This window comes from Pedobacter sp. BG31, from assembly GCF_042464845.1.
GTDB classification, from domain to species: domain Bacteria; phylum Bacteroidota; class Bacteroidia; order Sphingobacteriales; family Sphingobacteriaceae; genus Pedobacter; species Pedobacter suwonensis.
The window spans coordinates 1-23082 of the sequence record NZ_JBHNZK010000023.1 but is presented as its reverse complement, the minus strand read 5'-3'; the positions used below and the strand labels follow the sequence as shown (position 1 = coordinate 23082).

General features: G+C 38.2%; 25 protein-coding genes. 5 read left to right on the top strand and 20 right to left on the bottom strand.

Annotated features, from left to right (window positions below):
* Positions 1-231 precede the first annotated feature (231 nt).
* Both ACFE6N_RS20765 and ACFE6N_RS20760 read right to left on the bottom strand, forming a co-directional pair.
* Positions 232-945, bottom strand: a complete 714-nt coding sequence (locus tag ACFE6N_RS20765; protein WP_378939671.1) for a DUF72 domain-containing protein — start codon at positions 943-945, stop codon at positions 232-234.
* A gap of 30 nt (positions 946-975) precedes the next feature.
* Entirely contained in the window at positions 976-1284 is a 309-nt protein-coding gene (locus ACFE6N_RS20760) for a hypothetical protein (RefSeq protein WP_378939669.1), read from the bottom strand.
* A gap of 160 nt (positions 1285-1444) precedes the next feature.
* Here ACFE6N_RS20760 and ACFE6N_RS20755 point away from each other — a divergent pair, with 160 nt between their 5' ends.
* Entirely contained in the window at positions 1445-2395 is a 951-nt protein-coding gene (locus tag ACFE6N_RS20755) for a hypothetical protein (protein ID WP_378939667.1), read from the top strand.
* A gap of 314 nt (positions 2396-2709) precedes the next feature.
* Here the strand turns inward: ACFE6N_RS20755 and dnaJ are convergent, their stop codons facing one another.
* The 6 genes from dnaJ to ACFE6N_RS20725 all read right to left on the bottom strand — a co-directional run bounded on the left by dnaJ (position 2710) and on the right by ACFE6N_RS20725 (position 8636).
* The gene (dnaJ, locus tag ACFE6N_RS20750) at positions 2710-3873 is read right to left on the bottom strand and encodes a molecular chaperone DnaJ (protein WP_293744466.1); all 1164 of its coding nucleotides are present in this window, start codon (positions 3871-3873) and stop codon (positions 2710-2712) included.
* A gap of 88 nt (positions 3874-3961) precedes the next feature.
* Entirely contained in the window at positions 3962-4543 is a 582-nt protein-coding gene (locus ACFE6N_RS20745) for a nucleotide exchange factor GrpE (RefSeq protein ID WP_378939665.1), read from the bottom strand.
* 127 nt (positions 4544-4670) lie between these two features.
* Positions 4671-5354 carry a cell division ATP-binding protein FtsE gene (locus ACFE6N_RS20740; protein ID WP_090981923.1) on the bottom strand — a complete coding sequence of 228 codons (684 nt, stop codon included), beginning with the start codon at positions 5352-5354 and terminating at the stop codon, positions 4671-4673.
* 1 nt (position 5355) lies between these two features.
* Entirely contained in the window at positions 5356-5559 is a 204-nt protein-coding gene (locus ACFE6N_RS20735; protein WP_057932355.1) for a hypothetical protein, read from the bottom strand.
* 51 nt (positions 5560-5610) lie between these two features.
* Positions 5611-7515, bottom strand: a complete 1905-nt coding sequence (locus ACFE6N_RS20730; protein WP_378939662.1) for a gliding motility-associated C-terminal domain-containing protein — start codon at positions 7513-7515, stop codon at positions 5611-5613.
* 104 nt (positions 7516-7619) lie between these two features.
* Positions 7620-8636 carry an acyl-CoA reductase gene (locus tag ACFE6N_RS20725; protein ID WP_378939660.1) on the bottom strand — a complete coding sequence of 339 codons (1017 nt, stop codon included), beginning with the start codon at positions 8634-8636 and terminating at the stop codon, positions 7620-7622.
* Positions 8637-8715: 79 nt separating this feature from the next.
* On the opposite strand from ACFE6N_RS20725, the gene ACFE6N_RS20720 reads away from it, so the two are divergent.
* A complete protein-coding gene (locus tag ACFE6N_RS20720) occupies positions 8716-9066 on the top strand; it encodes a 4Fe-4S dicluster domain-containing protein (RefSeq protein WP_090981929.1) in 351 nt (116 codons plus the stop codon).
* Between the two features lie 308 nt (positions 9067-9374).
* Here the strand turns inward: ACFE6N_RS20720 and ACFE6N_RS20715 are convergent, their stop codons facing one another.
* A complete protein-coding gene (locus tag ACFE6N_RS20715) occupies positions 9375-9827 on the bottom strand; it encodes a universal stress protein (RefSeq protein WP_378939657.1) in 453 nt (150 codons plus the stop codon).
* A gap of 107 nt (positions 9828-9934) precedes the next feature.
* On the opposite strand from ACFE6N_RS20715, the gene ACFE6N_RS20710 reads away from it, so the two are divergent.
* Positions 9935-10720: an NlpC/P60 family protein gene (locus ACFE6N_RS20710; RefSeq protein ID WP_378939655.1), complete on the top strand. Its 786-nt coding sequence runs from the start codon at positions 9935-9937 to the stop codon at positions 10718-10720.
* Positions 10721-10987: 267 nt separating this feature from the next.
* Here ACFE6N_RS20710 and ACFE6N_RS20705 read toward each other — a convergent pair whose 3' ends face one another.
* The 11 genes from ACFE6N_RS20705 to hisG form a co-directional block, all read right to left on the bottom strand.
* Positions 10988-11884 carry a WD40 repeat domain-containing protein gene (locus tag ACFE6N_RS20705; protein WP_378939653.1) on the bottom strand — a complete coding sequence of 299 codons (897 nt, stop codon included), beginning with the start codon at positions 11882-11884 and terminating at the stop codon, positions 10988-10990.
* A 160-nt stretch (positions 11885-12044) separates the two neighbouring features.
* A complete protein-coding gene (locus ACFE6N_RS20700; protein ID WP_378939651.1) occupies positions 12045-12512 on the bottom strand; it encodes a hypothetical protein in 468 nt (155 codons plus the stop codon).
* A 20-nt stretch (positions 12513-12532) separates the two neighbouring features.
* Positions 12533-12904 (bottom strand): hypothetical protein, encoded by a 372-nt coding sequence (locus tag ACFE6N_RS20695; protein ID WP_378939649.1) that lies wholly within the window; start codon positions 12902-12904, stop codon positions 12533-12535.
* A gap of 74 nt (positions 12905-12978) precedes the next feature.
* Positions 12979-13581: a bifunctional phosphoribosyl-AMP cyclohydrolase/phosphoribosyl-ATP diphosphatase HisIE gene (gene hisIE, locus ACFE6N_RS20690; protein WP_378939647.1), complete on the bottom strand. Its 603-nt coding sequence runs from the start codon at positions 13579-13581 to the stop codon at positions 12979-12981.
* Between the two features lie 61 nt (positions 13582-13642).
* Positions 13643-14398: an imidazole glycerol phosphate synthase subunit HisF gene (gene hisF / locus ACFE6N_RS20685; protein ID WP_378939645.1), complete on the bottom strand. Its 756-nt coding sequence runs from the start codon at positions 14396-14398 to the stop codon at positions 13643-13645.
* Positions 14399-14596: 198 nt separating this feature from the next.
* Entirely contained in the window at positions 14597-15346 is a 750-nt protein-coding gene (gene hisA / locus ACFE6N_RS20680) for a 1-(5-phosphoribosyl)-5-[(5-phosphoribosylamino)methylideneamino]imidazole-4-carboxamide isomerase (protein ID WP_378939643.1), read from the bottom strand.
* Position 15347: 1 nt separating this feature from the next.
* Complete coding sequence (hisH, locus tag ACFE6N_RS20675) at positions 15348-15941, bottom strand: imidazole glycerol phosphate synthase subunit HisH (protein ID WP_378939641.1); 594 nt, start codon at positions 15939-15941, stop codon at positions 15348-15350.
* A 212-nt stretch (positions 15942-16153) separates the two neighbouring features.
* Complete coding sequence (gene hisB, locus ACFE6N_RS20670) at positions 16154-17287, bottom strand: bifunctional histidinol-phosphatase/imidazoleglycerol-phosphate dehydratase HisB (protein ID WP_378939639.1); 1134 nt, start codon at positions 17285-17287, stop codon at positions 16154-16156.
* 1 nt (position 17288) lies between these two features.
* Complete coding sequence (hisC, locus tag ACFE6N_RS20665) at positions 17289-18329, bottom strand: histidinol-phosphate transaminase (protein WP_378939637.1); 1041 nt, start codon at positions 18327-18329, stop codon at positions 17289-17291.
* Positions 18330-18454: 125 nt separating this feature from the next.
* Positions 18455-19771, bottom strand: a complete 1317-nt coding sequence (gene hisD, locus ACFE6N_RS20660) for a histidinol dehydrogenase (protein WP_378939635.1) — start codon at positions 19769-19771, stop codon at positions 18455-18457.
* 49 nt (positions 19772-19820) lie between these two features.
* Positions 19821-20672: an ATP phosphoribosyltransferase gene (gene hisG, locus ACFE6N_RS20655; protein ID WP_090981954.1), complete on the bottom strand. Its 852-nt coding sequence runs from the start codon at positions 20670-20672 to the stop codon at positions 19821-19823.
* Between the two features lie 275 nt (positions 20673-20947).
* Between hisG and ACFE6N_RS20650 the strand changes: the two genes are divergently transcribed.
* Together ACFE6N_RS20650 and ACFE6N_RS20645 are read left to right on the top strand one after the other, a co-directional pair.
* Positions 20948-22510, top strand: coding sequence for a L,D-transpeptidase family protein (locus tag ACFE6N_RS20650; protein ID WP_378939633.1), 1563 nt, complete (start codon positions 20948-20950; stop codon positions 22508-22510).
* A gap of 20 nt (positions 22511-22530) precedes the next feature.
* Positions 22531-22935: a hypothetical protein gene (locus tag ACFE6N_RS20645; protein ID WP_378939631.1), complete on the top strand. Its 405-nt coding sequence runs from the start codon at positions 22531-22533 to the stop codon at positions 22933-22935.
* Positions 22936-23082: the final 147 nt, after the last annotated feature.

Genomic DNA, 23082 nt, shown 5'->3' with positions numbered 1-23082 from the left:
TTTTGGAAAGCAGTTACAGTAATGCTTCGGTCCTGATAGTCCTGCTATCCCTTAAATTTCGTTAATGTTCGTGCTAAATTAAGGTTTAGTAAAGCGAAATACCACTACTATCAGGTTTATTTTATGTGGGTTTGCGGGTTTTAGGCAAAAATAGCCGGGTACCTTCTAAATTGTTGCTTTATTCATATGATCGAAGGAGCCAAATAGTAACATCTAACTCCACAAACAGGGCTATTTCACTAAGTCTTGCAATTGTTTTGCATTATGCAATGCCCCAAAACCCCAGGTATTGTTAAAATAAACAAATACTTCATTACCATCATTAATCTGATTTTTGAATTCCTTAATTGTGTTCAGATCATATTCAGATTTGTACAATACCGGTTTTCCGTGAAAACGGTAATAAATAGTGTCTGTATTCTGGATTGTCTCGTCTGGCAGGGCAGAAGGATAACTCTGTCCGCTAAAGGTAATATTGTTTTTTGTTAATTTTTGATAAATTTCTTCATCAAACCAACTGATGTGACGAAATTCTACCACATTTTTAAAATCGGTTTTTAAATTTTCAATTAATAAATTTAACCGTTCCACACTGTAATCAAACTTTGGTGGAAACTGAAAGAGTACACAGCCCAATTTTTGCTTTAGTCCGGCTTGAATCGTCTCGTAAAAATCAATTAAGAGTTGTTGGCATTCATGAAGCTGTTTGTAATGTGTAATTAATCTCGGGACCTTAATCGTAAATAAAAAATCATCCGGACTTTCATCGTACCACTTACTGAACGATTTTTGAGTGGGCATTTTGTAAAAAGTAGAATTAATTTCTATGGTGTTAAAATGCGAACAATAGTATTTAAACCAATTTTTTTGTGCCAGGCCTTTTGGATAAAAAACCTCTTTCCATTCACGGTAATAAAAACCTGAACAACCAATTCTCCATTTCATATGTAGAAAACAGGCTTTAGAGAGAAAGGTTTATAAGCCGTTAGATATAGCCATAAAAAGGGCAGAACTGATACCAATATAAGCAGATAGTTTTAAATAGATGTTGTTTTTTTTACCTATAAAACCTAAAGTAAGATTGATAAGGAAGTAAAATACAGATACTGTAAATAGTCCTACAGTAGGATTGTGCTGACCTTTCTGATACGTAAATTTTTCTGATGGTGGATCAAGAAAAATCATACCGACTAAGGGTAAAAGCCATCCAACAACAAAAATTATAAATAGTGTCCAGGCAATGGGATGCTTTTTAAAGGTTTTGCAAAATTCTTCCATATTCATTAATACCCTCTTGCCGTTTTAGTAACCTTAATCCTAATCAATTTAAATAATTGGAAGACAGCAACAAGATACCAAAATCATAAAACTCTTGATTTTTTACCGCTTTTTGGTTTAAAAATTGCTTTGATCGGGGATCGGATTTATGAAAACAATTTATACTATGAAAACGATCTTAAAATTAACAGCGCTTGCGCTTACCCTTTCTTTTACGGCCTGTAAAAATGATAATAAAAAAGACGATAATGCTAAAACTGCTTACGCCGAAGCAGATGAAAAAGATGTAAATGCCATTATTGAATATAATAATGTAATGGTAAGTTTTACGGATAAAAACAACGATTACATCAAACGTATCGAAAATAACATCGTTAAAATTGAAAAAGGGCTGCAAAATCCAGGCGATCATTTTGCTTTCATTGGTTTAATCCAGCCTTTTTCGATACCAACAACCAGCAGCAACAAGCTAAAGCCTGATACCCCGCCTAATGCGCTAAATAAAGATGATCAGAAATTTTTTAAAGAAAATGTAACCACAATGACCGGTTTATTGGATAAGATCAAAGAAACGTACAAATCTTTAGATGAATACATCAAGGCAGAAGACTGGAAGGATGATAAGGGGACTAAGGGAAAAACTTTGGTAGATTCTATTTACAGCATGGGTAAAAAGTACTATACATATGATGATTTGGTTTTGGCCAAGCTAAACCTGATCGGAGATGATGCAGAGCGGGTAATTTTAAAAACGCATCCCTTAAAGGAATATATATATGCGCTGAAGGACGACCGTAGTGCGACCGCCGCGTTTACCAAATTAATGGCAGGCACTAAAAATTATAAATCCATAGAGGCCAGGGCTAAAGCCGCTTATCAGGCCCTTGAGGAACAGTATCAAAAACATGCTGCTATGGCTGCACCAGATGCAACAAAATATCCTGGGAAGGATGGCTATTTTAAAAATTTCAATGAAAGATTAAATGACTATTTAATTGCTGCACGAAAAATGATGCGCGATGCTTCCGCTTCTGGTCAGCTAACCGATTACAATATCGAAGAATTGGTTCGCCACCAGGATAATATGCGTTCTGCTTACAACAATTTTGTGGATTAGGTTTTAAAAAAGGTTGGGTAATAAATCCTGCTTCCTGATAACTTTGTTTTGTTACTGCTAGTTTATACTGAGCTTGAAGAAAATTTAAAAGTCTTAAAAATGAAGTTAAAGCAAGCTACGAATGATAAATTCAGATAGGATGGTCATCTCGACCGGGGCAACGCAGAGTGGAGAGATCTTTGTACTGAGTTATCCAACGAATTTAAAAGATTTTGCTTCGCGGCGTCTTCCGGCTTACAATAAAACTTTAAACATAATTTAAAAATAAAAAAGCCGATGCTAAAAACATCGGCTTCTCCATTATATTGGATTAATTACTCAAAGTATTCTTTCATTCTTTCGAAAAAGCTCTTATCATTTTTACCTGGCTGAGGCTTAAAGTTAGGCGATTCGCGTAATTTCTCCAGAACATTCCGTTCATCGCTGCTTAAAGCTTTTGGTGTCCAGATGTTGATATGGATAATCTCATCGCCTCTATGGTAAGAATTAACTTCTGGTAAACCCTTGCCTTTTAAACGCAATAATTTTCCGCTTTGGGTACCAGGGTCGATTTTAATTTTGGCTTTACCATCAATGGTTGGTACTTCGATGCTCATACCTAAAGCAGCATCAACAAAACTTAAATGCAAATCGTAAACTACGTTATTACCTTCGCGTTTTAAGGTCTCGTGTGGAATTTCTTCAATTAAGATAATTAAATCTCCCGGAATGCCGCCATTTGGTGCCGCATTTCCTTTGCCGCTCATGCTCAGTTGCATACCTTCACTTACACCTGCAGGGATATTGATGGTAATGGTTTCTTCGCCACGCACAACACCGTCGCCATGGCATACATTACATTTGGCAGTAATTTGCTGGCCGCTTCCGTTACAGGTAGGGCAGGTAGATGCAGTTTGCATCTGACCTAAAATGGTATTGGTTACCCTGCGTACCTGGCCGCTGCCACCGCAGGTGCCACAGGTACTTACAGACGATTTATCTTTTGCTCCGGAACCGTCGCAGGTTTTACAAACGATCAGTTTATTAACCTTGATTTTCTTTTCTGCACCATGGGCAATTTCTTCAAGCGTTAATTTAACTTTGATGCGCAGGTTAGAACCTTTAGCTACTCTACGTCCGCCACGTTGCTGGCCACCGCCGCCGCCACCAAAAAAGCTCTCGAATGGGTTATGGCCACCAAAAATATCTCCAAAATTACTGAAGATATCATCCATGTTCATGCTTCCACCGCCGTAACCGCCCGAGGCACTGCTGCCTACACCGGCATGGCCAAACTGATCGTAACGCTGTTTCTTTTCAGGACTGCTTAACACTTCGTATGCTTCTGCAGCTTCTTTAAATTTATCCTCAGCAGCTTTATCTCCCGGGTTTTTATCCGGGTGATATTTGATCGCCATTTTACGGTAAGCCTTCTTAATCTCGTCAGCACCTGCGCTTTTGGTTACGCCCAATACGTCGTAATAATCTCTTTTACTCATCTTTTTTTATAAAATGATTGAATGATTGAGTGATGGAATGAAAGAATATCAATTCAATCATTCAAATTCGGTCATTCAATAATTATTTTTATGCTCCAACTACTACTTTCGCGAAGCGGATCACATTATCATTTAAGGTATATCCTTTTTCAACTTCGTCTATAACTTTACCCTTTAAATCTTCAGTAGGGGCAGGGATATTGGTAATAGCTTCGTGGAAATCCGTGTTAAAAGGCTGGTTAATGCTTTCTACATCTTTTAAGCCTTTCTGTGCTAAAGTACTTTTCAATTTATTGTTCACCAACAAAATACCCTCTTTAACAGGAGCCACTTCCGTAGCGCTTTCCATTGCCTTTAATGCGCGGTCAAAATCATCTAAAATAGGTAAAAGCGAAACAATTACGTCCTTACCGGCAGTTTGTAACAACTCTACACGCTCTTTTTGTGTACGGCGTTTGTAATTGTCGAATTCTGCATATAAACGCAGGTATTTATCGTTAAGCTGTTGAACCTCCGCCTGCAATTTCTCTTCGGCGGTTAATTCCGGTGCTTGCTCAGTCTCATTTGCGGTGGCATCAGTATTTTCTACGTTTTCCGCAGCATTTTCTGATGTGTTTTCAGGATTCATTATATTTTCTTCTTTATCGTTATTTTTCTTCTTATTAAACATAATATAAGGCTGAATTTTTTTGTGTTAATCTCAACTATTTTGCCATAAACGTAAATCAGCCAAGCTGTCAGATTTATGGATGATTATCTGAACAGATTGGCTGATTAGCTGACGGATGTCAGAATTTTTATGCTATTTGTGCATCTTCATGTACTATGCCATTTTCACATTTGATGATGCGTGAAGGAAAAGTGCGGATGATGTGGTAATCATGTGTGGCCATTAAAACTGCCGTTCCGGCCTGACTGATCTGTTTTAAAAGCGTTACGATTTCTTCGGAAGTTTCTGGATCTAAGTTCCCGGTTGGCTCATCTGCAAGGATAATTTCCGGATCGTTAAGCAAAGCCCTTGCAATTACAATACGCTGCTGTTCGCCACCAGAAATTTCGTGTGGCATTTTTTTGATCTTAGAACGCAGGCCTACTTTGTCCAAAACATCTTTAATACGCTCGCTAATCAACTTTTCGTCTTTCCAGCCGGTTGCTTTAAGTACAAACTCAAGGTTTTTTTCTATCGTCCGGTCGGTAAGTAACTGAAAATCCTGAAAAACAACCCCTAACTTACGACGTAAAAATGGTACCTGGCTTTCTTTAAGGTTTTTAAGATCAAACCCCGCGATATTGCCATCGCCATTACCGATATGCAAATCGCCGTATAATATTTTAAGCAGGCTGCTCTTTCCAGAGCCTGTTTGGCCGATCAGGAATACAAATTCATCTTTTTCGATGTGTAAATTTACATTGGAGAGGACTAAATGTTTTTGTTGAAAAACATCAACATTACTTAAATGAATTACTGAGTTGCCTGCCATATTATATTTCTAATTTTGCAATCTGCCCGAAAGGCAAATCTTTAACCATTTCCATAATGTATTCTTGCTTGTCGCCAAGTCCCAGTTTTTCCAGCGATTTATCAGGTCTGTCTACCCTAAAATAAGCTAAAAGTGTAAACTTGTCATCTCTTAACTGTACGTAATCCGGAATTTTGGCTATGCCTTTGACTTTTACGATATACATTGTGCCCAAAAATAGCATTTCCAAATGATAAGCGGAAGTTTGAATCCTTTTTTATCTGACTAACATAAGCCACCCTTTGTAGGTTTGGAATTTTTCATCTAAATAAACCGAATAATAATACACCGCAGGCGGAAGGTCTTTTCCGTTCATTTTGCCATCCCAGGGTTTAAAAGGGCCAGTACTTTGGTACACCACGTTGCCGTAGCGGTTAGTAATTTTAATTTTGGGGTTTGGAAATAATGCCGCTGCCGGGATATTCCAGGTATCGTTTACGTTGTCGCCATTTGGAGAAAAAGTATTTGGAATAACTATTTGTGGATAAACGGTTATATTTACCTCGTCGCTACTGCTGCTACAGCCTGATTTGGAAGTGGCCTGTAAGGTATAGGTGATATTGCGTGGTGGCGTGGCAATTGGATTCAGTTTGGTAGGGTCGTCCAGATAGCTGGCAGGTGTCCATATATAAGTGACATCGCCTGATACCTTCCCATTTAAGGTTATTTTTTGTCCGCTTACGATTTCTTGGTCAGCACCAGCATCTGTCGTCGCATTTTTATTGACCTTTACGGTGATTTGTGCAGTTTCGGAACATGCACCTTGACTAACAGTTACTGTATAGGTAGTAGTTTCGGTCGGGGCAGCAATGGGATTGGCGCTCTTGCGATCTGAAAGACCATTTGCCGGCGACCAAAGATACTCCGTTCCACCTGATGCACTTAATTGCACTGATTTACCTTCACAAATGCTAATTTCCTGAACATTTGTCCCAATCGATATCGGGTCATTGACCTGTACATGGGTTATTGCATTTAATGAACAGCCATTTGTAGTGACGGTAACGATGTATTCACCTTCCATGGCTTTAGTTGCATTGATGATTGTTGGGTTTTGGGCTGTAGAGTTATAACCGTTTGGCCCTCTCCAGTTATAACTTGTTCCTCCAGATGCCTGTAACTGAATATTGTTGCCTACGCAGAATGGGCCGGAATTATCAGCTTCTGCAAGGGGTAAGGCGGTTACGTTTACGGTGATGGGGTCTGAAACTGCTCTGCAGTTAACTTTGTCTATATTACCGTTAATGGCCGTAATTAAACGATATAGATAAGTACCTTTAGGCCGGTTTAAAAAGTTGATGGTTGCCTGCTTTGTTGTTGCCCCAACGACATCAACCCAACCGGTACCTTTGTTTTCCTGCCATTGATAAACCGGATTGAGATACTCCGGCAAAATATCAGCGTTTACTATAAAGCTGTTTGTGTTTCCCTCGCACATATTTAATGATGTATTATCCAGGTTAAAAAAAGGTGTGATGTGAGGACCACAGGCCTGTACCGTAATGTCATCCAAAGCAAAATCGTTACCGCTGTCGGTAGAGGTATCATTAACGAGTTGCAGGGTCACAGTAGAGTTGTTTCCGTTGTTAAAATCAAGCGTGTATTGATGCCACATCCCATCTGCTGTTACATTGCCGGTTGATGTATGGCCAAGGAAGTTACCATTGGGGTCAATCACCTTTAAAATCATCTTTGGAGGTGGGGCATTTGCTGCTGCTGAGTTGGTGTTCAGTACCCAGATCGATAAACGCAAAATTGTATTTGGGCAAAGATTGTCCATTTTCTGTTCGAAAAAAACAGTAGGGGTCGAAATGCCATCTATCAAAAGCATTAAGCCATTGCTATCTCCGGTATGGTCTGTATGGTGCTGCCAGTAAATGGGGTAGGGATTGTCAGGTGTAGCAGGCGTTTTAACTAAGCCTGACTGGTTTGGTGCTAAAGCTCTTGGGTTTTGCCCCGGAGGCCCCTTAAAAGTGGTAAAGGTGGTTGCACCCGGAGCATATTGTGCTAAAGGACCATACCAGTTATCCGCATTGTTGCCCTGCCCAAAAGTCTGGTTAATTAAAGGTTGTCCGAAAGTGCCGGTACATACCTGCGCCCTAACAAAATTCGCAAAGATCACGATATAAAGAAAGGATAGCGCTTTTATTAAAGGATACACTGGCTGCGTCAAGTCAACACGCTAATATCCAAATAAAAAAAGTGTAATCCAATTGCTTATGGCAATCAATTTAGCGAGTTTAAAAAACTGATGGTATTTACATTATCCGCATAATCCCAAAGTTTTGGGTGCTGGCTTTGGCCAAAATCAAAACTCACAATGTTTATTGGCGATTTGGTAACCACACACTGAATATCTGCTGTTTTATCATTCAGTTTATCTTCTACGTCTTTCAGGTTTTCGTATTCTTCATAGTAAAGTACAGCCAGTGGCGAAGCTAAACTCTGATCTTCTTTTAACAGCAAAAAACCATTATCAAAATGTTTGGCAGCATTTACCAGATAAATGGATTTATTGTAATCGTAATTATTCTGATATTTGAAATGGTTTATAATGGGCTGAAAGCTTTCTATGCCCTCGTAGAAATTAGCAATCTCATATCCTTTTGGAAGATACAGCTTGGAAACATTTCTGCAGCCAAGCCCAAAATAATCAAAAATATCATTTCCCAGGCTTTGGATGTTCTCTTTGGTTTCTGTACCATCTAAAACTGCTACACTATTTCTGTTTTTCCGTATGATATTGGGCACTTTACTAAAATAATAGTCAAAATACCTGGATGAATTATTACTTCCGGTAGCAATTACAGCGTCGAAATCTTTTAAGCGTTCCACGTATTCAATGTGATCTGCAAAAGCCGGTTCAATATTGATCAATTCAGCAAGAACAGTTTTAATCAATTGATCATCTGAAGACGAAAGTTTGATTAAGGCTATGTTCCCTGTCGCTAAAACGCATAAAACATCATGTAGACCCACCAAAGGAATGTTTCCTGCTAAGATCAAACCAATCTTTTTTGGAGATGTATTGAATTGAATTGATTTGAACCAAAGAAGCAAATCGGTCTCATTTAACATTTCTGCAAATGATAGGATAGACTTTTTAATATTTTCTTCAGTGAACCATGCATTAGCATTTCCGGCACTATAAAGTATATTTCCTAGTATGTCAGCAGGGCTTATAAGCTTTTGGCCGAGTTTACCGAATGCAATTATTGCTTTTTCTTGAGTTAATGCTGACATATTTAGAATTATTATTAATGGATTATATCTTATATTTGCAGGCGCAAAGGTAAACTAAGCAAAAGAATTAGACGAAAACATGGCAATTAAAATAACAGATGAGTGTATAAATTGTGGGGCATGTGAACCAGAATGTCCAAATAACGCGATTTACGATGCCGGAACTGCATGGCGTTTTTCTGATGGTACGAATTTAGAAGGTATCATTGATTTTGGTAATCAAAAAATTGAAGCTGATGCTGCTCAGGAGGCAGTTTCAGATGAGGTATATTATATCGTATCCGATAAGTGTACTGAGTGTAAAGGTTTTCATGATGAGCCACAATGTGCGGCAGTATGCCCGGTTGATTGTTGTGTAGATGATGAGGATATCCGCGAAACAGAAGAAGAATTATTGGCTAAGAAAGCCTGGTTGCACCAGGAAGGATAGTCTTGACCAGATATTAAGAAGGAAGTCTCGCTTAAGGTGAGACTTTTTTTATTTATGAAGTTTTGGTTTGATGCTACAGACTCTACTGGTTTGCTCGTTATCTTGATCCGATAGCTATCGGATGTAGCGCAGTCCCGGCATTAAGTCGGGAGAGAGATCTTTGAACCAAATTATTAAACGCTAGTTTAAAGGATTTCTCCACTGCAGTCGAAACGATATTTCGAGAAGATTCTAATTCTTTATAACCCTGTAGTTTTTTTTGTAAACTAAATTTTTCTTAATGAAGACAATGGGTTAGGTTAAACCAGTTAATCAACATCGCTCTTATTAGGAATAATCAAAACCGGGCAGGCAGATTTTCTCGCTACGTGTTCGGCTACGCTTCCCATTAAAAAATGGTATAAACCAGTTCGGCCATAAGTGCCTATCACGATTAAATCCGATCCCCATTCGTCTGATTGTTGGATGATACCATGTGCAGCGGTATCAATAACGCTTAGGTAAGTGGTAGCTATCCCGTTTCCGTATTTAGTCTCCATTTCTTTTAGTAAAATGTGGCTGTTCTCTTCGCTGTTATCATAAGTTTCCAAGAAAACAGGGGCCAGCGTTAGGTCTGCATTCACATTGGCTGGTACAGGCTCAATAATGTTAACCAATGCTACTTCCGCCCCGAATTTTTCAGCCATATTGTAACCGGCTTTTGCCGCTTTTTCTGAGCAGGTACTATTATCAACAGCAATTAATATTTTTTTAAAATTCATGGCGGGCTTATTTAAAAATGAACACCATAAAAGTAACAAATTTGTATGGAAAATGTTAGGTAATAGCGGTAATTTATTAGTTTTACATCATTTCACGAGCAGATTATATGGAAAATCAATATGGTATTTGTAGAGTAGCAGTAGCCCCTTTAAGAGCAGATGCATCAGACCGAGCAGAAATTGTTTCACAATTGTTATTTGGTGATCATGTTGAAATTATCCAGAAAGAAGAACGTTGGTGGCTGATTCAGAATGGCTATGATGGTTATCAGGGCTGGATGGATTTCAGGCAGCTGGCCGCCATTAACCAGGACCAGTTTGCGGAAATGCATGATTGTCATTTGTTGGCGCCTTTAAGTTTCAATAACGTGTTAACCGCCGATGATGGCAGTTTATATCATTTAAGTCCGGCAAGTAATCTCCCCTTTGTAAAAGATGGATATTGTTATGCCGGAGAAGAAAGGTTTAAACTGAATTTTGAACCATACGATAACCGTACTGTGAATTTTACGGATAAAGTAACCGAAACAGCCAAATTTTTTCAGAACATCCCCTACTTATGGGGCGGAAGGCATTTATTTGGCTTAGATTGCTCAGGTTTTACGCAAACCGTTTTTAAAATGTTGGGTGTAAAGTTAAACCGGGATGCTGCTCAGCAGGCTGAACAAGGTGAACTGGTTGGTTTTCTCGCCGAGTGTAAGCCAGGTGATGTTGCGTTTTTCGATAATGAAGAAGGCCGGATTACACACGTGGGTATTATGTTGAGTCCAAGTGAGATCATCCATTCCTCTGCAAAGGTTAAAATTGATCCAATTGATGACCAGGGGATTTTTAATAAAGAACTGGGAAAATATTCTCATAAATTGAGAATTATTAAACGTTTTGTGGAATAATGTATTTAGCAATCTTCTCAAACTTATGAGTTAATTTTCGATCTAAGGATTTACATTTAATTTTTATGTGTTTTAATTAGTTTTGGTCTACTTTTCCTAATGTGATCGTCATGCTGAACTTGTTTCAGCATCTTTTCTATGAGTTAGACCCTGAAATAAATTACCTTCGGTGAGCTCGCCGAAGGCTCGGTTTACTGCGTAGCTTTCCGCTTCGCTACAGGTCAGCGTGACGACAACACTTAATTAATAACATAAATACATCTTAACCTACTCCATTTCCCAAACCATTATCTGTCGGTCATCACCTGTGGAAATGAGGTATTTACCATCATGGCTCCACATAATTTTATTGATAGAATGGGTATGGCCTATACCCGCTTTTTCCAGGCTTAATATTTTATAGAGTTTAAAACTCTCTGCATCCCAAAGTTTAATGCTTTTATCCTGGCTGCATGTTGCAAAATAGGGTAGAGAAGGGTGGAAAGCAATATCATAGATGGTAAACATGTGTGCCGGTACGGTTTCCCTTAACTCGTAATTTGGTATATCCCATATCTTTAATTGGGCATCCCGGCTTCCTGAAATCAGGTATTTACCTGTTGGGTGATAGGCCAAAGACGTAACCGGAAGTTTATGTCCTTCGAGATTTTGCTTCAGGCTATAATCTTGGAGATTATAAATTTTAATCAGGTGGTCTTTACAGCCAAATGCAATTTCCGCTTCGTCAGGAGACAAGGCAATGGTTCGTACCGTGTCGTAAGCTGCCTGAAAGCGGTAAACTTCCTTAAAATCATTTAACGACCAAACCGCTACAGTTCCATCTTCGCCAGTGGTTAAAAGCTCATTTTTACTTTTTACCGTTTGTATATCGAAAATAGGTTTGATATGTGCATTAACCCTTACAATTACCTTTTGTTCTTTCAGGTCGTAAACACTAAAAGCACCACTTCTTTCGCCAACAAATAATTGATCGTTATGGTAATGCAGACAATAAACAGAGCTTTGTACGGGCATTTTAACCTTAACAAAAGCCATTTCCGCTAACGACCATTCTACAATGCCTTTGTCGTTACCCGCACTAAAAAATAATTCATCCTGATCCGAGTGGGCAAGGGCATAAACAGGATTTTGGTGGCCAGGAAGTGTTTTGATGTGTTTTAGCATTTTCTTGAGGTTTAGGGCTTAAGGCTTAGGGTATAGGGTTTAAACTTCTAGTACCTTAAACCTCTTTCCTTAAACCTTATTTATGCCTTTAAATAAGTATCAGTTAATTTGAAAAAATCTTTGGAAAATTTATTCCTTCACCAAATTCATCAACTTTTATTTAATTTAATCGGTTAAAAATTCTTGCTGAATCAGAAACAGAGATTGGTAGCGCAGTACTGAATACTTCTGTTGGTAATTTTCCGTCAGTATAATCTTGGAAAATAAAGTTTACACCCTCGCTTCCTTTATTCTGTAATTCACTAATAGAATAATATTTAGCTGTTTTAAGTTTAGTTGTCCAAAATCCATAACTGTGCTGATAGGATATATGAGTTGTACTGATGATATAAAATTCTTCGCCAAAAGTATTCCAAATTAAATATTTGCCAAGTGTAAAAAAATAAGCAATCGGTAGGAGGAATGGAAAAATGTTTGGCTTTTCTTCTTGCAAGCTAAGAGCAAACCAGAATAGTCCAGTGATAGCAGTTGTATTGAAAAGAAATAAAAATATTTTAAAATAGTAGTTTGTAGCTGTTTTACTCCTTACAAATATATTTAATTCATCAAAATTAATACTCGTTTTCAATTTAATCTAATAAATAATTACTATTGAAAAACTTCAAATAGAAAGTCACCAATTTGAGTTCTCAATAAATATAATATAGAAATTATTAATATGGTTAATAGATAAGATTTTGCCCGTTGGAAGTTTAATTTCTTCAAATTTATCAATGTAAGAATCGCGCAGAGTAGAATAGTTAAAATTAACGCTGCCCATTCTGCAATAAACATATTAAAAGGTAGACTAGCGATTCTATCCGATTCTGCGCTTTCTCCTAAAGCCATCCAAAATATAATTGGAATAATTAATTCGTAAAGTAAAGAACATATTAAAAATGCAGAGATAAAAATAGCTGAAAAATGCCAGCCTAAAATTCTCGACTTTATTACCTCGCTAATTTTATCCTGTATTTTCAAAGCTTTTTAGTTCTGGTTCAAAATCAATCCTCAATATGTAAAACCTTACACCCTCAACCTTCCTGCCTTCTACCTTATTTATGCCTTTTCTCTAAATTTTTTGCGATGTCTTGAATCGACAGGCCTTTTTCTTTCAATAAAAATAAGAGGTGGAAAAGAAGATCTGAAGCTTCTCCGATAAGTTCTTCTTCCGATTCTGCCAATGCGGCAATTACCGTTTCTACACCTTCTTCGCCAACCTTTTGCGCAATTTTATTAAGTCCTTTGTTGCGCATTTTGTTGATGTAAGAACCTTCAACCGGATTTTCATAACGATCATTAATGATGTTTTCAAGCTCGAAAATGAAATTTTGGTTGAAATCTGTTTTGAAGCAGCTGCGGCTACCGGTATGACAAGTTGGGCCAACAGGATCTGCCTTAATCAGGATGGTATCATTATCGCAATCCACAAAAAGCTCCTTCACATAAAGGAAGTTATTGCTGGTTTCACCTTTTGTCCAAAGACGGTTTTTGGAACGTGAAAAGAAAGTTACTTTACCCTCAGCCTGGGTTTTTTCCAAAGCCTCGGCATTCATATAACCCAGCATCAAAACTTCTAAAGTTTTGTGATCCTGAATAATTACAGGTAGTAAGCCTACAGTTTTATCCCAATCAAGGGAATTAGTATCAATTGTCATTTTATTTTTTTATTTCGGAAAAAGCAGACTCATTGGCATGGACTGCTGACCCCGGACTTATTTATATCCTTACCGGAATTTGGTTTCTTTTCAATTCCTGTTTTAAATCAGGAATCAGGATTTCACCATAATGAAATACGGAAGCGGCCAATGCGGCATCAACATTTGCTTTCTGGAATACTTCAGTAAAATGATCCATGTTACCGGCACCGCCCGAAGCGATGATCGGGATATTAATCATTTGGTTTACTTTACCCAATAATCCGCAGTCAAAGCCCGCCTTGGTGCCATCGTGGTCCATTGAGGTTAATAAAATCTCACCAGCGCCTAAATCTTCGGCCTGTTTAATCCAGTTTTCGGTTTCCAGTTCGGTAATTAACCTTCCTCCATTTAAATGAACCATATTTTTGCCGTCTACGTGTTTGGTATCAACGGCCAAAACCACAAACTGTACACCGAAGGCTTTGGCCAGTTCTTCAATCAGTTTAGGATTACGTACGGCTGCAGAATTAATACTGATTTTATCGGCACCTGCATTTAAAAGTGCATCAGCATCTGCGATTTCGGTGATCCCACCACCAATGGTGAAAGGGATGTTTAGCTGCCTAGCCACCGATTTAACCATTTCGATCATGGTTTTGCGACGCTCGTGTGTTGCGGTAATATCGAGGAAAACCAATTCGTCTGCCCCTTGTTGGGCATACTGCGCAGCCAGTTCAACCGGGTCCCCTGCATCGCGTAAATCAACAAAGTTTACGCCTTTTACCGTACGGCCGTCTTTAACGTCTAAACAGGGGATTATTCTTTTTGAAAGCATACTTTATGTTTGTAGTTCGTCATTGCGAGGCACGAAGCAATCTTAATGCTTTCGCGCGGAGCGATTCGTCACCCTGATCTGTAGCGCAGAGGAAAGCTAAAAAGTAAATTAATTTCAGGGTCTATATTGCACTAAGATGCTGAAATAAATTCAGCATGACGATCGAATATTACAATGAACTAAATATTAAATGTTATTTTAAATTGAACTTAGCGCCTTCAGATTCCACTCTTTAATTTCTTCAATAGTAATCCTGTTTTCGTAAATGGCTTTTCCAACTACTACACTTCTAATTGGATATTTAGCCAGTTCGTAAATATCGTCCATTGAACTTACACCACCAGAAGCAATTAATTTGATCATTGGTGAGTGTTCCAGTAATTTTTGATATAATTCAATTGCTGCGCCACCTAATTTCCCGTCTTTACTGATATCGGTACATAGGAAGCGGAAAAATCCCAGCGAAAGGCATTTATCTACGTAATCCATTAGCTTAATAGGTGAGCTTTCCATCCAGCCCGAGTACTTAATCACTTCGTCTAAAACGTCAATTGCAATAACAATGCGGTTGGCATAATCGTCTTTTTTAGCAAAAGCCTCGCTCAACTGTGGCAAGAAATCAGGGTTGGTAATGGCTTGTGTACCTACAATTACCCGATGGATCCCGGCATCAAGCAAGTTAGTCACCTGTTCAACGGTTCTGATACCACCACCATACTGCACCTTCATGTCGGTTTTTTTGATGATCTCAAAAAGTGCTTTTTGATTACTAAAATCACCTTTAGCTCCGTTTAAGTCAATAATATGGATAAAATCTGTACCATTAGAGCGGTATTTTTCTATCATTTCGGGAATAGAAACATCATATTCCGTTTTCTGGTTGTAATCTCCTTCACGCAGACGGACCACTTTTCCATCCAAGATATCAATAGCAGGTATTATGTACATTTTATAAGCTTAAGTTTGAAAAATTTTTTAATACTAGTTCGCCGGCTTTTCCCGATTTTTCGGGATGAAATTGAACGCCGTAAAAATTATCTTTTTGTACCGCTGCCGAAAACTTTAAACCATAATCAGCAGATGCGATATCAAAAGTAGGGTTATATTCAATAAAGTACGAATGCACGAAGTAAAATTGTGTATTATCTTCAACACCTTCAAATAAAGAATTACTTTTTGGGCTTACCGCATTCCAGCCCATGTGTGGGATTTTGATGTTCAGCGACTTATCGAATTTTTTGGTTTTAACCGGAACGATATTTAAAAGCGCGGCATCGCCCTCTTCAGAATGTTCGGTAATAAGCTGCATGCCCACACAGATGCCCAGTACAGGTTTTTTTAGCTTTTTTATGGCTTCAACCAGGCCGGTACCCTTTAATTTTTCCATCGCCGCACCCGCATGGCCAACACCAGGGATGATGATGTGGCTGTATTTTTCGAGGTCATTTTCTGTATTTACCATGCCGTAGGTCACACTTAAGCGGTCTAAAGCTGCGGTAAGAGAGAAAATATTGCCTGCTCCGTAGTTTATAATTCCAACCATAATATAATAGTTAATATTCTTTTTTTATAGGTTTGAAAATGAAAGTCAGTTTTTCATCGGGCCTGTAGTCCCGCTATCGCTTATAGTCCTCTCCCGATGAAAAATCGGGATGCGGGCTATTCCGCTCTATCGGGTTTTATTTAACAGCGGATGGGCGTCAAAACCCTCAGTTAAAACCTTTCAGCCTTCCACCTTTAAGCCTTCCAATTCTCTTACAACATTCCTTTGGTACTCGGCAATACCATTTTCTCTGCATCACGTTTTATAGCCATTTTAATGGCTTTTGCAAATGCTTTAAAAATTGCTTCAATTTTATGGTGCTCGTTATCACCTTCCGCTTTTATATTTAGATTGCATTTTGCAGCGTCACTAAACGACTTAAAGAAATGATAAAACATCTCTGTTGGCATATCACCCACTTTTTCGCGTTTAAATTCAGCATCCCAAACGATCCAGTTCCTTCCACCAAAATCAATGGCTACCTGTGCCAGGCAATCGTCCATTGGTAAGCAAAAACCATACCTCTCAATGCCGAGTTTATTTCCAAGTCCTTTAGCAAAGGCTTCTCCCAGTGCAATACCGGTATCTTCTATCGTGTGGTGTTCATCAATATGCAAATCGCCTTTAGCCATTACTTCTAAATCAACACTGCCATGTCTGGCGATCTGATCAAGCATGTGGTCGAAAAAGTTTAAACCGGTTTCTATTTTTGCCTTTCCTGTTCCATCCAGGTCAAGGTTAATGGTGATGTCGGTTTCATCGGTTTTGCGCTCATGATGGATTTTCCTGCTTCCTGCTTTAAGCAGGTTGTAGATATCTTCCCATTTTTTGGTTTCAAGAATGATAACATCTAAGAGTGTTTCATGCTTATCCAGCGCTTCTGTAGAGCCTAATGCATCATTCTGGCGAAGAAAAATGGCTTTTGCGCCTAAATTTTTTGCCAAAACTACATCATTCAAACGGTCGCCGATAACGAAAGAGTTTTTCAGGTCGTAATCTTCGCTAAAATATTTCGTCAATAAAGCGGTGCCGGGTTTACGGGTAGGGGCATTGTCTTTTGCGAAAGTTCTATCAATTACAACCTCGCTAAAATGTACCCCTTCGCCTTCAAAAGTCTCCAGCATAAAATTATGGATAGGCCAGAAATTTTCTTCCGGATTTGAAAGTGTACCCAATCCATCCTGGTTGGTAACCATTACGAGTTCGTAATCCATCTCGGCTGCAATTTTCGATAGATAATATAACGAACGTGGATAAAATTTAAGCTTAGCAAAACTATCAACCTGTTCATCATCTGGCTCGATATTTAAAGTGCCATCCCTATCTATAAATAATACCTTTTTCATTTTAGAAATTTTCTAGAACAGTTAATAGTTTGTCGTTTTCTTCTTTTGTACCCACAGTGATCCTTAAACAACCTTCGCATAAAGTTACTTTAGAACGGTCGCGTACGATGATGCCTTGCTCTACTAAAGTATCATAAATCTTTAGCGCATCTGTAACTTCTGTGAGAATAAAATTTGCATCAGAAGGGTATACTTTTTTTACAATATTTATTACACTTAATGCCTTGCTTAAACGATCTCTTTCTGCAACAGATTCTTTAATCCATTCATTCACTTGTGCAATGTTTTTTATCGCCTCAAATGCTAAATCCTGAGTGGCCTGGTTGATGTTATAAGGTGGCTTAATTTTGTTCAAAACATCAATCACTTTTGTGGAAGAAAAGGCCATGCCTAAACGTAATGCTGCGAGTCCCCAGGCCTTCGAAAAAGTTTGCAAAACCACGAGGTTTGCGTACTCAGTTAACTCCTGAATAAAGGTCTTCTGGCGGGCATAATTAATGTACGCTTCATCCACTACAACGATACCATTAAAGTTGGCTAAAATGGTTTCAATATCTTCCCGGTTTATCGAATTTCCGGTCGGATTATTTGGCGAACAAATGAATATTAATTTGGTGTTTTTGTCGATCGTTTCTGCGATCTTTTCCATGTCTAACTGGAAGTCCGGAAGCAGGCTTACTTTGCGTAATTCTACATCATTTATGTTGGCCGAAACTTCATACATTCCGTAAGTTGGGGGCAGTACAATTACATTGTCTTTTCCCGGGTTACAGAAAGCGCGGAACAACAAATCTATTGCTTCGTCACTACCGTTTCCTAAAAATGTATTCTCAATAGGCACGCCCTTTATTTTACTGATGGCATCTTTCAAGTCCAGCTGTAAAGGATCCGGGTACCGGTTATAATTGGCGGGCAGCGGTGAGCCATAACTGTTCTCGTTGGCATCTAAAAAAACAGATGCCTGACCTTTAAATTCGTCCCTTGCGGTAGAGTAGGGGCGAAGGTTTTTTATATTTTCTCTTACTAAATCGTTAATGTCCATTTTTTAAGGTAAAAGGTAAAAGGTAAAAGGTAAAAGGGCTTGGCATGTAGCCTAAAGCTTTATACGTTATACTTTTTACAGATTTATTGAAATGACTTAATCTTATTTTCGGTTTTATTTTATACTTATTTATTTTCTGACTGCTGACTTCGGTCTTCCGACCCAACACCTAATCTTATACTCACCGCGTTTTTATGCGCCTCCAAACCCTCTGCTGCTGCAAGAATCTCTACTGTTCTGCCTATATTGTTCAAACCTTCCTGAGATAAGTGCTGGAAAGTGATTTTTTTCAAAAACGCATCTGTTGATACGCCTGAATAAGCCTTTGCAAAGCCACTGGTAGGTAAGGTATGGTTGGTTCCGGAAGCATAATCGCCAACACTTTCTGGGGTAAGATTGCCTAAAAATACAGATCCTGCATTGACAATCAGGGGGATAATACTTTCAAAGTTTTCCGTGGCCAATATTAAGTGCTCTGGTGCATATTCATTTGAAAATAACATCGCTTCATCCAGGTTTTTAGTTAAAACTGCATAAGAATTGGCAATGGCCTTGGCTGCTATCTCTTTCCTGGGAAGAATAGTAAGCTGACTTTCAATTTCTTTTAATGTTTTAGCTATGATTTGATTAGAGGTAGATACCAAAATAGCCTGGCTATCAGTTCCATGTTCTGCCTGTGCAATTAGGTCAGTAGCAATAAATGACGGATTGGCAGTCTCATCTGCAATGACCAGTACCTCCGATGGTCCGGCAGGCATGTCAATAGCCACCTTATTTTGGACCATGGTTTTGGCTGTGGTTACGTAGCGATTGCCAGGTCCGAAGATCTTATATACCTGTGGCACACTTTCCGTTCCAAAAGCCATAGCTGCTACAGCCTGTGCGCCTCCAATCAGAAATAATTTTTCGATACCCAATAACACTGCGCAGTAAGCCAGGTAACAATTTGTTTTACCATCACTTTGCGGCGGAGAGCATACGATGATTTCTTTACAGCCTGCAATAAGAGCTGGTGTTGCCAGCATTAAAAAAGTGCTTGGTAATACTGCAGTTCCCCCCGGAATATACAATCCGACCTTTTCAATTGCCCTGCTTTCGCGCCAGCAAACTACACCTGGCATGGTCTCTACTTTATCTTCTTTTTTGAGTTGAGACAAGTGAAAATTTTTAATGTTTTCATACGCCGTATCAATCGCTTTTTTTGCTTCATGAGGGATAGTTGCTGCAATAGCTTTTAACTCCTCTCCATCTAGAAAAAGTTTTTCCAGTTCCACCTTATCAAAGGTTTTGGCAAAATTAAAAAGGGCTTCGTCGCCATCCGTTTTTACTGATTTTACAATGTCGGCAACACGACTTTCCACCAACTTATCATCCTCAATCTGTCTGGAACACAGTTCTTCAATTTTTGATTTAGATAAATCTGTATAATTATAGATTTTCAATGATTTATATTTTTAAATTAACTAATAGTTAATATGAAATTTTAAAAATTTATCTGATTATTTTCTCAATAGGCATCACTAAAATACCTTCGGCTCCGGCAGCTTTTAAACTGTTTATTTTATCCCAGAAATCTTCTTCTGCAATTACCGAATGTACGGCTACCCAGTTAGGTTCGAAGAGTGGAACTACCGTAGGACTTTTTACGCCGGGCAATAAATCAACTACTTTTTGAAGGTTATCTTTAGATACATTCAGTACTACATATTTGTTTGATTTTGCACTGAGTACAGAGCGGATGCGTTGCAATAATTCTGCTACCTCCGGATTGTCGGCGATAGATTTGTTTCCGATTAAAACAGCTTCAGATTGCATGACATCAGCGAAAGGTTTTAAGCCATTACTTTTTAATGTTCCACCTGTTGAAACGATATCGAAAATGGCGTCACTTAATCCTAAACCCGGGCCAATTTCTACCGATCCTGATATGGTTCTGATATCAGATTGTATCCCTTTTTCCTGTAGAAATTTTTCGAGAATTACCGGATAAGAAGTTGCGATGGCCTTGCCGTTTAACTCTTCCAATTGTTGGATGTTGCTGGTGGCCTGAACGGCGATTTTTAAAGTGCATTTTCCAAAACCTAATTTTTGAAGATAGTCTACCTCGGCTTTGGTTTCTACAATCACATTTTCGCCCACTATACCTAAATCGGCAATGCCGTCCTGTACGTATTCCGGAATATCATCGTCACGCAGGAAAAGAATTTCTAAAGGAAAATTGGTAACGGTTGAGATGAGTGAACTTTTGTAGTTTTCGAAAGATAAACCACAATTTTTAAGTATTTCTACAGATTTTTCGTTTAACCTACCCGACTTTTGGATAGCAATTTTAAGTGTTTTCAAAGTATTGAATATAGAGTGAACAAGAAATTATTTTACGGAAAAAAGTTTTGAAGTACAAAACAAACATATCATATCGCCTATCGGCGATGGTGTAAATGTAAGTGATGGTTCAAAGTTAAGTTCATAAATTATTTCTGCCAGTATCAATACGTTAGCTGATAAGCGCTGGCAAATATAGTGTTTGATTTGTGAAAACAAAAAATAATGGCACTTAATTTGCCATTATGCTGTTTTTATTATCATTAACCGTTAATTTATATTAAAATTTTACGCTTTTGAAAAAGTTTCACCTTCTTATTCTGCCATTTATTTTATTTATATCTGCTTGTGGGTGGTTTAAAAGCCCGCCTGAGATTGGACAAGTACTATCTGAACATTTCAAGAATAAGATCTATAAAGATTTTGATACTGTAGCTTACGATAGTGTTTTTGTGAAAACAATGGACAGTCTTTCAGGTAAATTCGTAAATCCCAAAGCCATAAAAGCGTTTTATGCACATAATAATACTCAGCCTAAACTGGTTACACAATTCTACATTAATGGCCAGTTAGACTCACTGGTGAGTTATTTAGATCAAAGCACGGTACATGGCTTTAATCCAAAAATCTTTAAGGGTGATGAAATTAAAGGTTTATTGACTGTGTTAACGGCCAATAAGTTTAAGAAAGTAGAGGAAAGTTATCCTATAATTGCTAAACTGGAACTTCTGTCTGCTAATGCTTATCTAAATTATAACAATTATCTAAAATATGGGGTCGTAAATCCGCGGACGATTTTTTCCCGTTATTATATTAAAGTGAAGCGTCCGGATAGCTTGGGTATGATTAATCTTTTAAAGAGCAAAAGCTTTATAGATACCCTAAGATCCGTTCAGCCAAAGTCGGCTCAATACAAGGCTTTACAAGCTGCTTATTTGAATACAGATTCGGAAAGCGAAAAGCGAATTTTATTGTTGAATATGGAACGTTTCCGCTGGAAAATGCCGGAGACAGGAGACAACTATGTACAGGTAAATATTCCTGATTTTAGGTTAACCTGGTTTGATAAAAAAGATACCTTAATTACGATGAAAGTATGTGTGGGTGGCAAGCGTGAAAATGGTTACGAAGAGAAGCTTAAAGCCTTTGCAAAATCAGGTAGTTTAGATGATAAACCGAAGAATCATGAGACACCATTATTGTTCAGTAAAATTAACGCTATTCAGGCCAATCCGGTGTGGAATATTCCGGTAAGTATTGCTCAGAGTGAGATCTATTGGATGGCCAGAAAAGACCCATATTATTTATCGAACAGTAACATCAAAGTTTACTATAAAGATAAGCTGATCGGTGAGCCCGATACCATCAACTGGAGCAGGTATTCACGGGATAAATTACCTTTTAAATTTAAACAGGGATCTGGTGGTGGAAATGCCCTGGGAAAGTTTAAATTTATCTTCGATAATAGCTCTAGTATTTACCTGCACGACACCAATAACAAGAATGGATTTAACTTAACCAACAGGGCCATCAGTCATGGTTGTGTACGCATCGAAAAGCCACTTGAATTTGCTGAACTTTTGGTTAGAGATCCATACACTTATGATAAACTTAGGGCAGAAGTTGATTTGCCGCCAGTAGATAGTACGCATATAAAATGGTATAAAAAACGTATGGCTCAAAAGGCAGATACCACCAAGGCTTTTCAATTAAAACCTGCATGGTTCGGACCAAAGAAACAAGTTCCTTTATTGATTACTTATATTACGGCCTGGTCTCAGAATAATCAGATTGAATACCGTCCTGATGTTTATGGTATGGACGATAAACTTTGGGCGGCAATGAAGAAATTTAGGTAACTTAGTGTTAAGTTTGCAAAATGCAGGAAACACCTATTTTTAACCATCAGGCCGATATCGTAAATAGTGCCATCAGGTTTATGAACGCATGGTTTAAGCAATCAAAGGCCATTACAATGGAACTGAACGATTTTTTTATCCTGCCTGGAAAAAAAATCATTGGCAAAGATGTGATCATTGGGCGTTTGAAAGGTATTTTCGGACAATCAGACGAATATGTTGGGGGGCGTTATGATATTATTGATGTTAATTTTGAATTATTTGATGAGGTTAAAGGTATGGGCATTGTGGAAGGCGTTGCGGGTTACCGGGATGTGATTCAAAAACAATCTAAAATTATAAGCGGACCTTTTAAATTGTATTTTGCATTAAGCAATGGCCAATGGAAAATTGTAAATATCGAATTTCCCGGGTTTAGTTATTAGGTTGAAAAGTTGAGGATATTTTTATCTGAATTAGTCAAAACTTAATCTGACAGTTACAATAAATTAAACAACGTAACAGAGATTAGTATTATGACTACACAAGCAAAGATCATTAAGAACAAACTAGGTATCCTTGAGCTTGCTCAG